This is a genomic window from Streptomyces flavofungini (genome assembly GCF_041028215.1).
GTDB lineage: Bacteria > Actinomycetota > Actinomycetes > Streptomycetales > Streptomycetaceae > Streptomyces > Streptomyces flavofungini_B.
The window spans coordinates 1-11,005 of the sequence record NZ_JASKYR010000193.1 but is presented as its reverse complement, the minus strand read 5'-3'; the positions used below and the strand labels follow the sequence as shown (position 1 = coordinate 11,005).

9 protein-coding genes and 1 tRNA gene are annotated in these 11,005 nt (G+C 70.0%); 3 read left to right on the top strand and 7 right to left on the bottom strand.

What is annotated here, in order from left to right; translation table 11 throughout:
* A partial coding sequence (locus AB8Z36_RS15800) for a histidine kinase (RefSeq protein ID WP_369213935.1) occupies nt 1-767 on the bottom strand: 767 nt, incomplete at its 3' end.
* Between the two features lie 124 nt (nt 768-891).
* Here AB8Z36_RS15800 and AB8Z36_RS15795 point away from each other — a divergent pair.
* Nucleotides 892-1,557, top strand: a complete 666-nt coding sequence (locus AB8Z36_RS15795; protein WP_369213934.1) for a hypothetical protein — start codon at nt 892-894, stop codon at nt 1,555-1,557.
* A gap of 97 nt (nt 1,558-1,654) precedes the next feature.
* On the opposite strand, the gene AB8Z36_RS15790 is transcribed toward AB8Z36_RS15795, so the two are convergent.
* The gene (locus AB8Z36_RS15790; RefSeq protein ID WP_369213933.1) at nt 1,655-4,279 is read right to left on the bottom strand and encodes a valine--tRNA ligase; all 2,625 of its coding nucleotides are present in this window, start codon (nt 4,277-4,279) and stop codon (nt 1,655-1,657) included.
* Between the two features lie 136 nt (nt 4,280-4,415).
* Between AB8Z36_RS15790 and AB8Z36_RS15785 the strand changes: the two genes are divergently transcribed.
* Both AB8Z36_RS15785 and AB8Z36_RS15780 read left to right on the top strand, forming a co-directional pair.
* A complete protein-coding gene (locus AB8Z36_RS15785) occupies nt 4,416-5,315 on the top strand; it encodes a hypothetical protein (RefSeq protein WP_369213932.1) in 900 nt (299 codons plus the stop codon).
* Nucleotides 5,312-6,025: a hypothetical protein gene (locus AB8Z36_RS15780; protein ID WP_369213931.1), complete on the top strand. Its 714-nt coding sequence runs from the start codon at nt 5,312-5,314 to the stop codon at nt 6,023-6,025. The genes AB8Z36_RS15785 and AB8Z36_RS15780 overlap by 4 nt, the downstream gene beginning before the upstream one ends.
* A gap of 96 nt (nt 6,026-6,121) precedes the next feature.
* Here the strand turns inward: AB8Z36_RS15780 and clpX are convergent, their stop codons facing one another.
* From clpX to AB8Z36_RS15755, 5 genes are all read right to left on the bottom strand, one after another.
* Nucleotides 6,122-7,408, bottom strand: a complete 1,287-nt coding sequence (gene clpX, locus AB8Z36_RS15775) for an ATP-dependent Clp protease ATP-binding subunit ClpX (protein ID WP_365132323.1) — start codon at nt 7,406-7,408, stop codon at nt 6,122-6,124.
* A 168-nt stretch (nt 7,409-7,576) separates the two neighbouring features.
* Entirely contained in the window at nt 7,577-8,281 is a 705-nt protein-coding gene (locus tag AB8Z36_RS15770) for an ATP-dependent Clp protease proteolytic subunit (protein WP_369213930.1), read from the bottom strand.
* Nucleotides 8,282-8,343: 62 nt separating this feature from the next.
* The gene (locus tag AB8Z36_RS15765; protein WP_062774006.1) at nt 8,344-8,949 is read right to left on the bottom strand and encodes an ATP-dependent Clp protease proteolytic subunit; all 606 of its coding nucleotides are present in this window, start codon (nt 8,947-8,949) and stop codon (nt 8,344-8,346) included.
* Nucleotides 8,950-9,347: 398 nt separating this feature from the next.
* On the bottom strand, nt 9,348-10,733 hold the full coding sequence (gene tig / locus AB8Z36_RS15760) for a trigger factor (protein ID WP_369213929.1): 1,386 nt from the start codon (nt 10,731-10,733) through the stop codon (nt 9,348-9,350).
* 126 nt (nt 10,734-10,859) lie between these two features.
* A tRNA-Pro gene (locus tag AB8Z36_RS15755) sits at nt 10,860-10,936 on the bottom strand.
* Nucleotides 10,937-11,005: the final 69 nt, after the last annotated feature.

The following is an 11,005-nucleotide window of genomic DNA, read 5'->3' as shown; positions in this document are numbered from 1 at the left end:
GGCGTGCCGTCGGTGCCGCGCTGCACGATGATCTCGTTCAGCATCCGGTGGGCGCTGCGCGCGGTCTCCGAGAGCTCCTCGAAGCCGTCCTCGAAGGGGCCGCCCCCGGCCCGCCGTGCGAGCACCTGGGAGCGCACGCTGAGCAGCGTCAGCTCGCGGCCGACAAAGTCGTGCACGTCCCGCGCGATCCGGGCGCGCTCCCGCTGGACGGCGTGCAGCAGGTCCGTCTCCGCCCGCTGGGCGGCGAGGGCGCGGACCAGGTCCTGCCGGTTGGCGGCGACGCCGACCCCGGTCGCGAGCACGCCGATCGGGACGACGAGGCTCAGGAACTCCGCGAGCGTCTCACCCCGGTGGGGCGGCCAGCCGGGCAGCAGGAAGAGCCCGTACGCGCAGACCACGTAGCCGATGACGCCGAGCGTTCCGGCGCGCCGCCCGCGGTACTTGCCCAGCGAGTACAGCGCGAACTGCACCAGGGTCAGCTCGTGCAGCCAGCCGAGCAGGACGAGCGCCACGGCGTACGGCAGCCAGGGCACCGCGCGCCGGGCGAGCAGGGAGGCGGCACCCGCCGCGAGGACGAGGGCGGCGAGCGGGCCGTTGAGGGAGTTGTCCGCCGCGGCGAGCCCCGGCACGTCCAGGCTCATCAGGGCGAACGCGCTCACCGCCGTCAGCAGGTCGAACGCCTCCGGCCGCGCCGCGCAGCGGCGGAGAAGGCGGCGGCCGCCGGCCGCCGCCCGGCGTATCGCCTGGCTGGCAGGGCGGTCGTGCATGTACTCCATCATCCAAGGTCCAACGGCCCCTATCATCGGACTTATGACCCTGATTTGGTGATTTGCGGCACTGATCACCGCGCGGCTCACGGGTTCCCGTCCGCCCCGTGGGTCAAATCTGACCATGTGGTATGCCCAGAATTCCGCGCGAAGGACCCATCAGCTCGTCGGTGACGCCGTGGTCTTCCTGTGGACCGCGCTGTGGGCCACCGCCGCCGTCCTCACCTACCGGCTGGCCTGTCTGCTCGCCCTGCCCAAGGCCCTTCAGGAGCGCCGGGCGCCGTTCCCCCTGATCGGCGGGAGCGTCGACACCGCCGTGCGGCGTCTTACGGACGCGGTCGACGCCATGGACCCGGTGCTCGTCCGGGTCGGCGTGGCGGTGGGCGCCCTCGCCCTGTTCCTCGTACCGGTCGGCCTGCTCCTCGTGGTGTGGCTGCCGCGCAGGCTCCGCTGGATCCGGCAGGCGGGCGCGGCCAGGAACCTCGCGGCCTCCGACGACGGCCGCGATCTGCTCGCCCTGCGCTCCCTGCTCCGGCCCCTGGACGAGCTGGCCGGCACGGCGTCGGAGATCCCCGGCGCGACCCCCGGCAGCCTCGCCTGGGGCTGGCGGCAGGGCGACCCCGAGGTCCTTGAGGCCCTCGCGGGCGCGGAGCTGGAACGGCTCGGCCTGGAGGCGCCCCCGCTGGACGCTGGGGAGGCACCTCCCATGGACCCCCCTGAGCCGGTCGAGCTCATCGCGCCCTCGCCGCCCGGCGACGACCGGACCCCCGACCCGCACGGCGTGAGCTGACACCGGCCCTTCCCTTCGAGACCGGCCCTGCCCCCTCCCCTACGCCGAAGGCCCCCGGAACCGACCTGGTCCGGGGGCCTTCGTCACACGTGGGGCGTCACGCCGCGGGCAGCGCCTCCAGCTGGGCCGTCAGCCGCGCGATGTCGGCCTCCGCCTTGGTGAGGCGGCCACGGATCTTGTCGACCACGTTGTCCGGCGCCTTGGCGAGGAACGCCTCATTGCCGAGCTTCGCCGTGGCCTGCGCCTTCTCCTTCTCGGCGGCGGCCAGGTCCTTGGCGAGGCGCTTGCGCTCGGCCGCCACGTCGATCGTGCCGGACAGGTCGAGCGCGACCGTGGCGCCCGAGACCGGCAGGGTCGCCGTCGCCGTGAAGGCGTCGCCCTCCGGCTGGAGGCGCAGGAGCTGGCGGATGGCGGCCTCGTGCGGGGCCAGGGCGGTGCCGTCCAGGGTCAGCCGGGCCGGAACCTTCTGGCCGGGCTGGAGGCCCTGGTCGGCGCGGAAGCGACGGACCTCGGTGATGACCTGCTGGAGCGTCTCGATCTCCCGCTCGGCCGCCGCGTCGCGGAAGCCGCTGTCGGACGGCCAGTCGGCGATGACGAGCGACTCGCCGCCGGTCAGCGCCGTCCAGAGCGTCTCCGTCACGAACGGCACGATCGGGTGGAGCAGCCGCAGCGTGACGTCGAGGACCTCGCCGAGGACGCGGGCCGAGACCTTCGCGCCGTCACCGCCCGCCATGAACGTCGTCTTGGACAGCTCCACGTACCAGTCGAAGACCTCGTCCCACGCGAAGTGGAAGAGGGCGTCGGAGAGCTTGGCGAACTGGTAGTCGTCGTAGAGCGCGTCGACCTCGGCGACCGTCGCGTTGAGGCGCGAGAGCACCCAGCGGTCGGTGGCGGACAGCTTCTCGGCCGGGGGCAGCTCGCCCTCGATCGTGGCGCCGTTCATCATCGCGAAGCGCGTGGCGTTCCAGATCTTGTTGGCGAAGTTGCGGGAGCCCTGGACCCAGTCCTCGCCGATCGGCACGTCGGTGCCGGGGTTGGCGCCGCGCGCCAGCGTGAAGCGCAGAGCGTCCGAGCCGTACTTGTCCATCCAGTCGAGCGGGTTGACCGCGTTGCCGAAGGACTTCGACATCTTCTTGCCGAACTGGTCGCGGACCATGCCGTGCAGCACGATCGTGTGGAACGGCGGGGTGCCGTCCATCGCGTACAGGCCGAACATCATCATCCGGGCGACCCAGAAGAAGAGGATGTCGTAGCCGGTGACCAGCACGGAGTTCGGGTAGAACTTCGCGAGCGACTCGGTCTGCTCGGGCCAGCCCAGGGTGGAGAACGGCCACAGGCCGGAGGAGAACCACGTGTCGAGCACGTCGTTGTCCTGGTGCCAGCCCTCGCCGGTGGGCGCCTCGTCGTCGGGTCCGACGCAGACGACCTCGCCGTTCGGTCCGTACCAGACGGGGATGCGGTGGCCCCACCAGAGCTGGCGGGAGATGCACCAGTCGTGGAGGTTGTCGACCCAGTCGAAGTACCGCTTCTCCATCTCCTGCGGGTGGATCTTGACCTTGCCGTCGCGGACCGCGTCACCGGCGGCCTTCGCGAGCGGGCCGACCTTGACCCACCACTGCATGGACAGGCGCGGCTCGATGGTGGTCTTGCAGCGCGAGCAGTGGCCCACCGAGTGCGTGTACGGGCGCTTCTCGGCGACGATGCGGCCCTCGGCGCGCAGCGCGCCGACGATCGCGGAGCGGGCCTCCAGGCGGTCCAGGCCCTGGAAGGGTCCTGCGACCGTGATGACGGCGTGCTCGTCCATGACCGCGATGTTCGGCAGGGAGTGGCGCTGGCCGATCTCGAAGTCGTTCGGGTCGTGCGCCGGGGTCACCTTGACGGCGCCGGTGCCGAACTCGGGGTCGACGTGCTCGTCGGCGACGACCGGGATCGTGCGGTCGGTCAGCGGCAGCCTGATCTCCTTGCCGACCAGGTGCTTGTACCGCTCGTCCGCGGGGTGGACCGCGACGGCGGTGTCGCCGAGCATCGTCTCGGCGCGGGTGGTGGCGACGACGAGCGTCTCGTCACCCTCGCCGTACTTGATCGACACCAGCTCGCCGTCGTCGTCCTGGTACTCGACCTCGATGTCGGAGATCGCCGTCAGACAGCGCGGGCACCAGTTGATGATGCGCTCGGCGCGGTAGATCAGCTCGTCGTCGTAGAGCTTCTTGAAGATGGTCTGGACGGCCTGGGAGAGGCCCTCGTCCATGGTGAAGCGCTCGCGCTGCCAGTCGACGCCGTCGCCGAGGCGGCGCATCTGGCCGGAGATCTGGCCGCCGGACTCGCCCTTCCACTGCCAGACGCGCTCGATGAACGCCTCGCGGCCGAGGTCGTGGCGGGACTTGCCCTCCTTGCCGAGCTCGCGCTCCACCACGTTCTGCGTGGCGATGCCCGCGTGGTCCATGCCGGGCTGCCAGAGCGTCTCGTGGCCCTGCATGCGCTTGCGGCGGGTGAGGGCGTCGATCAGCGTGTGCTCGAAGGCGTGGCCGAGGTGGAGCGCGCCGGTCACGTTCGGCGGCGGGATGACGACGGTGTAGGGCGGCTTCTCGCTCTTCTCGTCGGCGGAGAAGTAACCCCGTTCTACCCAGCGCTCGTACAGCGGCCCCTCCACCTCGGCCGGCGCGTACTGGGTCGGCAGTTCGGGAGTGGTCGCTGGGGGCTGCTGCTGAGCGTTCTCGGTCACCCGGTCAGTTTAGAGGGGTCACGCGGCGGTCCCGAAACCAGAATCTTCGATAACGGTTGCGGTCCGGCTCCCCACGGGGCGGCGGCGTCCCTCAGGATGTCGGGAACACATCAGCGTTTCCAGGGGGAGTCACACCATGAGCCACCAGCAGCCGGGCCCGTACGGGCAGCAGCCGCAGCAGCCCCAGCCGGGACCGTACGGCCAGCCGCAGCAGCCCCAGCAGCCACCCCAGCCCGGCTACGGCTATCCCCAGCAGGCCCCGCCGTCGGGCCCCTACGGCCAGCAGCCGCAGCCCGGCCCCTACGGCCAGGTCCCGCAGCAGGCGCCCTACGGGCAGGTGCCGCCCCCGCCGCCGCCCGGTTCAGGCGGCGGCAAGAAGGCCGCGATCGTCATCGGCGTCGTCGCCGTGGTCGCCGCGATCGGCGTCGGCGCGTACCTCGTCCTCGGCGGCGACAGCGGCGGCTCCTCCTCCGTGGCGGACGACGGCCCGCACAAGCTGTCCACGCCCGCCACGCTCCTCGGCGACTACGAGAAGCAGGAGGGCCGGAGCGGCGACGGCTTCAACTCCAGCGACATGGCCGCCGCCGAGAAGGCGGGCGTGAAGAACGCCAAGGACGTCAACGCCGCGTACCAGGCGGGCGACAAGAGCAATCCGCTGTCGCAGAAGGCCATCCAGTACATGGGCGTCTACGGCGAGATCGACGACCCGGGCAAGGTCGTCGACGGCATGTTCGCCAAGATCAAGAAGGACTCCGAGAAGAGCAGCACGGAGACGGGCGAGCTGGTCGGCCCCGTCAAGGACTTCAGCACGGACGACGCCGTCCTCAAGTGCCAGGAGTCGGTGATCAAGAACGACAACCCGACCGCCTCGGCCCCCAAGGAGATCCGGATGCCGGTCTGCATGTGGGGCGACCACAGCACCGTCGCCGTCGTGGTCCCGGTCCAGGTCGCCGACGCCATGGCGGGCAAGGTCTCGCTCGACGACGCCTCGGCCACCACGCTGAAGGTCCGCGAGGAAGTCCGCGTCAAGCTGTGACGGGCGACGGAGCGGGCCGCGGGAGGACCAGAGCCGTCATCGGTGCCGCCGTGGTCGTGGCCGCGGCGGCCGTGGGCGGGTACCTCCTCCTGTCCGGCACGGGCGACGACGGGGGCTCCGCCGTCCCCGACGACGGCGGGACGTACGAGCTGACGGCGCCCGCGACCGTGCTGGGCGGCGCGTACCGGAAGGTCGACTCACTCGGCGGCGTCACCGTCCGCAGCGGCGAGCTCAAGGGCATGGCGGCCCTGGGCGTCGCGCACCCCGAGGCGGTCACGGCCGTGTACCTCGCGGGCAGGGGCTCCCACCAGCGGATGCTCACGTACTCCGGTGTCCATGGCGAGGTCGACGACCCGGAGAAGGTCGTCGACGCCCTGTTCGCCGAGATGGAGCGCAGGGCGAAGGACCAGCCGGACGGTGCGACCCCCCTCGGCAGCCCCGAGGAGTTCACTCCGGACGGCTTCCGCGACGGCGTCATGAAGTGCCGCAGGTCCGAGCTGCGCACGGGCGGCACCGGCACCGCGGGAAGGGCGGACGGCACCTCGAAGACCTACCAGGACGCGATGTGCGTCTGGGGCGACCACAGCACCGTCGGCTACGTCTCCCCCACCGACCCCGCGGCCGCCGCCGACGGCAGGAACCCCTCCCTGGACGCCACCGCGAGGCTGACGGCCGACCTGCGCGCGGAGGTGCGGGGCGCGGCCGAGTAGCACCACGCCCGGACGCGCGAACGACGAAGGGGGCGCCCCGCGAACGGAATTCGCGGGGCGCCCCCTTGTCGCTTCATCGCTTCGCGCGTGCGGAAGTCACGCGGACTTCTGCTCCCCGGCACCCGGACCGCGCGCGTCACGCGGCACCAGCGTGGGGTTCACGTTCGAGCGGACGACGTCCGCCGTGATGACGACGCGGGCCACGTCCTTGCGGGACGGTACCTCGTACATCACCGACTGGAGGACCTCTTCCATGATGGCGCGCAGGCCGCGCGCGCCGGTCTGGCGCAGGATCGCCTGGTCCGCGATGGCCTCAAGCGCTTCGCGCTCGAAGTCCAGCTCCACGCCGTCGAGTTCGAACAGGCGCTGGTACTGCTTCACCAGGGCGTTGCGCGGCTCGACAAGGATCTGGAGCAGGGCCTCGCGGTCGAGGTTGTGGACCGAGGTGATCACGGGGAGGCGGCCGATGAACTCGGGGATCATCCCGAACTTCACCAGGTCCTCCGGCATGATGTCCTCGAACTGGTCCTTCTCCTCCATCTCGCGCTTGGAGCGGATGGTGGCACCGAAGCCGATGCCCTTGGCGCCCGCCCGCGACTCGATGATCTTCTCAAGGCCGGCGAAGGCGCCGCCCACGATGAAGAGCACGTTCGTCGTGTCGATCTGGATGAACTCCTGGTGGGGGTGCTTGCGGCCGCCCTGCGGCGGCACGGAGGCCGTGGTGCCCTCCAGGATCTTCAGCAGGGCCTGCTGGACGCCCTCACCCGAGACGTCGCGCGTGATCGAGGGGTTCTCGCTCTTGCGGGCCACCTTGTCGATCTCGTCGATGTAGATGATGCCCGTCTCGGCCTTCTTGACGTCGTAGTCAGCGGCCTGGATCAGCTTCAGGAGGATGTTCTCGACGTCCTCGCCGACATAGCCCGCCTCCGTCAGCGCGGTCGCGTCCGCGATGGCGAACGGGACGTTCAGCATGCGGGCGAGCGTCTGTGCGAGCAGCGTCTTGCCGGAGCCGGTCGGGCCGAGCAGAAGGATGTTGGACTTCGCGAGTTCGATCGCGTCGTCACGGCCCTGCGCGCCGCCGTTCTCACCGGCCTGGACGCGCTTGTAGTGGTTGTACACCGCTACCGAGAGGGCCTTCTTCGCGGGCTCCTGGCCCACCACGTAGCCCTCAAGGAATTCGTAGATCTCGCGAGGCTTGGGCAGTTCCTCCCAGCGGACCTCGCTCGTCTCCGCGAGCTCTTCCTCGATGATCTCGTTACAGAGGTCGATGCACTCGTCGCAGATGTACACACCGGGGCCTGCGATGAGCTTCTTGACCTGCTTCTGACTCTTTCCGCAGAACGAGCACTTGAGCAGATCGCCGCCGTCACCGATGCGTGCCACGAGGTGCTTCCCCTTCGCCTGGGAGACGCCACGTTCAGCGGCTCCTGGTGCCTCATATCCGACGGTACCTTGCCGGAGGCCCCGTACGGGCCCCCCTTGGCACGGTTCACTTCGACGCGGGGTCTTCGGCGAACCATGCCAAGGAGCGGCAGATGCTACAGCGCCGCGTCAGGCGACCGCGGCATTGTTCATCTTCCGGGTGGAGATGATCTGGTCGACGAGGCCGTACGAGAGCGCGTCCTCGGCCGTGAGGATCTTGTCGCGCTCGATGTCGTCGCGGATCTTCTCGATCGGCGTCGTGGAGTGCTTGGCCAGCATCTCCTCCAGCTGCGAGCGCATCCGGAGGATCTCGTTGGCGGCGATCTCCAGGTCGGAGACCTGGCCGCGGCCGGTCTCGCTGTAGGGCTGGTGGATCAGGACGCGGGCGTTCGGCAGCGCCATGCGCTTGCCCGGCGTACCGGCCGCGAGCAGGACGGCGGCGGCCGAGGCGGCCTGGCCCATGCACACGGTCTGCACGTCCGGCTTCACGAACTGCATCGTGTCGTAGATGGCCGTGAGGGCCGTGAACGAGCCGCCGGGGCTGTTGATGTAGATCGAGATGTCGCGGTCCGGGTCCATCGACTCCAGGCACAGGAGCTGCGCCATGACGTCGTTGGCCGAGGCGTCGTCGATCTGCACGCCGAGGAAGATCACGCGCTCCTCGAAGAGCTTCGCGTACGGGTCGTACTCGCGCACGCCCTGCGAGGTGCGCTCGACGAAGCGCGGGATCACATAGCGGGACTCGGCGCGGGCGCCGGTGAACTCGGCCTGCGCGCCCTGGGTGTACTCGGCCTTGGTGCGCTCGTAGAGGCCGCTGCCGGGGAAGTTGTTCATCTCTCTTGGTCTCCTGAGGAGCGAGGGCTGAGGTTTCGGCTGGGAGGGCTTGAGGGGATGCCTCAGGCTCCCGTGCCGCCCCCGCCCGGCATGCCGGCGGCGGTGGGCATGATGTCGTCGATGAGGCCGTACTCCTTGGCCTCCTGCGGGTCGAACCAGCGGTCGCGGTCCGAGTCGCGGGTGATCTGCTCGACGGTCTGGCCGGTGTGGTGAGCGGTCAGCTCGGCCATGCGGCGCTTGGTGTGCAGCAGACGCTCGGCGTGGATCTTGATGTCCGACGCGGAGCCCGCCAGGCCCGCCGAGGGCTGGTGGATCAGGATCTCGGCGTTCGGCAGGGCGAAGCGCTTGCCGGGCGTACCCGCGCTGAGCAGGAACTGGCCCATCGAGGCCGCCATGCCCATCGCGATCGTCACGACGTCGTTCTTGATGTACTGCATGGTGTCGTAGACCGCCATGCCGGCCGTGATCGAGCCGCCGGGGCTGTTGATGTAGAGGAAGATGTCCTTGTCCGGCTCTGCGGCAAGGAGCAGAAGCTGCGCAGTGATCTTGTTGGCGATGTCGTCGTCCACGGCCTGGCCGAGGAAGATGATCCGCTCGCCGAGCAGCCGGTTGTAGACCTGGTCGCCGAGGCCACCACCGATGGAGGGGTCGCCGGCGGCGGAGGGCATCAGATTCGTCACGTATCCACCTGCTCGTCTTACGACGGCGCCGGGCCGTCTCACGTCTTCAGCTGGGGCTGGGACCCCGCGTGCTCGCCGCTCCGGGGCGGCTCCGGGGACTCCCCTGCCCTCGTATTCATGGACCCTAACGCGCGGGCCCCTCCGGGGAATCCCGCAGAGGGAACTGTTCGCTGTGAGCGCAGGTCGTGCCCCGTCAGGGGCGCGGGGAACTGCGCGGCCCGCCCGCCACGGGCCGCACCCGCCGTGGGACGGCCTGTGGCAGCCGCGCCCGCGGCTTGTGGGGGTTGCTCGCGCCGTTCCCCGCGCCCCTGACGGGGCACGACACAGGGCCCCCGGGGAAACCAGCTCCCCGGGGGCCCTGCGTGGCGTCAGAGGCGCGAGGCCGCTCAGGCCTCGGTCTTCTCCTCGGCGGGGGCGTCCGCGGCGTCGGTCTGCTCGCCCTCGGCGGCAGCCGTCTCGTCCTCGTCGTCGAGGTCCACGACCTCGCCGTTGGTGTCCTTGACCGTGGCGGCCTCGACGACGACCGCGAGGGCCTTGCCGCGGGCGACCTCGCCGACCAGCATCGGGACCTGGCCGCCCTCGACGACGGCCTGAGCGAACTGGTCGGGGGACATGCCGGAGGACTGCGCGCGACGCATGAGGTGCTCGGTGAGCTCCTCCTGGTTCACGTTCAGCTTCTCCTTGTTGACGAGCTCGTCGAGGACGAACTGCGTCTTGATGCCCTTCTCGGCCTGCTCCTTGGTCTCGGCGTCGAACTCCTCGCGGGACTTGCCCTGGATCTCCAGGTACTTGTCCAGGTCGAGGCCCATCTGGCCGAGCTGGTGGTGCTCGAGGTTGTGCGTGCGGGTCTGGATCTCGTCCGCGAGGAGCTTCTCGGGCACGGGGACCTCGACCAGCTCGAGCAGCTTCTCCAGGACGCGCTCCTGGGCCTGCGTCGCCTGGTCGTACTGCTTCATGTTCTCGAGGCGCTTGCGGCTGTCGGCCTTCAGCTCGTCGAGGGTGTCGAACTCGGAGGCGAGCTGCGCGAAGTCGTCGTCCAGCTCCGGCAGTTCGCGCTTGGCGACCTGGGTGACCTTGACGGTGACCTCGGACTCCTTGCCCGCGGCGGAGCCGCCCTTGAGCTCGGAGGTGAAGGTGGCCTCGCCACCGGCCTCCAGGCCCTTGACGGCCTCGTCGATGCCCTCGAGGAGCTCGCCGGAGCCGATGGTGTAGGAGACGCCGGACGCGACGCCGTCCTCCAGGACCTCGCCCTCGACCTTGGCCTCCAGGTCGATCGTCACGACGTCGCCGTCCTCGGCGGCACGCTCGACCGGCGAGGTGGACGCGAAGCGCTCACGGAGCTCCTCGACGGCCTTGTCGACGTCCTCGTCGCTGACCTCGACGGCGTCGACCTCGACCTCGATGCCGGAGTAGTCCGGGATCTCGATCGCGGGACGGACGTCGACCTCGGCGGTGAAGTTGAGGGTCTCGTTGTCCTTCAGCTCGGTGATGTCCACCTCGGGCTGGCCCAGGACGTTGAGCTCGGCCTCGTTCACGGCCTCGGTGTAGAACTTCGGGAGCGCGTCGTTGACGGCCTCTTCGAGGACGGCGCCACGGCCGAACCGCTGGTCGATGACGCGGGCCGGGATCTTGCCCTTGCGGAAGCCCTTCACCGTGACCTGCTGGTTGATCTTCTTGTAGGCCGCGTCGAGGCTGTCCTTGAGCTCCTCGAAGGGCACCTCAACAGTGAGCCGAACCCGGGTCGGGTTCAGGGTCTCCACGGCGCTCTTCACGGTTCGGTCTCCTTGGGGCTGACTTCTTGGGATTGAGCCCGGCTCAGAGACACACGGGCACACAGCTTGCATAGTAACGGCAAGCGGGAGCCGACCCACAATGCGACCTTGCGAGGAAGATCGTGCTGGTCGGGGTGGCGGGATTTGAACCCACGGCCTTCCGCTCCCAAAGCGGACGCGCTACCAAGCTGCGCCACACCCCGTCGGTGCGACACGTAGGGTACATGCCCACAGGCAGTGCGGCCCCTCGGATACGAGGGGGTCCTGGAGGG

Bases quoted from the DNA above. Each gene is read 5' to 3' on its own strand.
- AB8Z36_RS15770 (WP_369213930.1), bottom strand. From the start codon at position 8,281: ATGAACAACTTCCCCGGCAGCGGCCTCTACGAGCGCACCAAGGCCGAG.
- AB8Z36_RS15795 (WP_369213934.1), top strand. From the start codon at position 892: ATGTGGTATGCCCAGAATTCCGCGCGAAGGACCCATCAGCTCGTCGGT.
- AB8Z36_RS15765 (WP_062774006.1), bottom strand. From the start codon at position 8,949: ATGCCCTCCGCCGCCGGCGACCCCTCCATCGGTGGTGGCCTCGGCGAC.
- AB8Z36_RS15785 (WP_369213932.1), top strand. From the start codon at position 4,416: ATGAGCCACCAGCAGCCGGGCCCGTACGGGCAGCAGCCGCAGCAGCCC.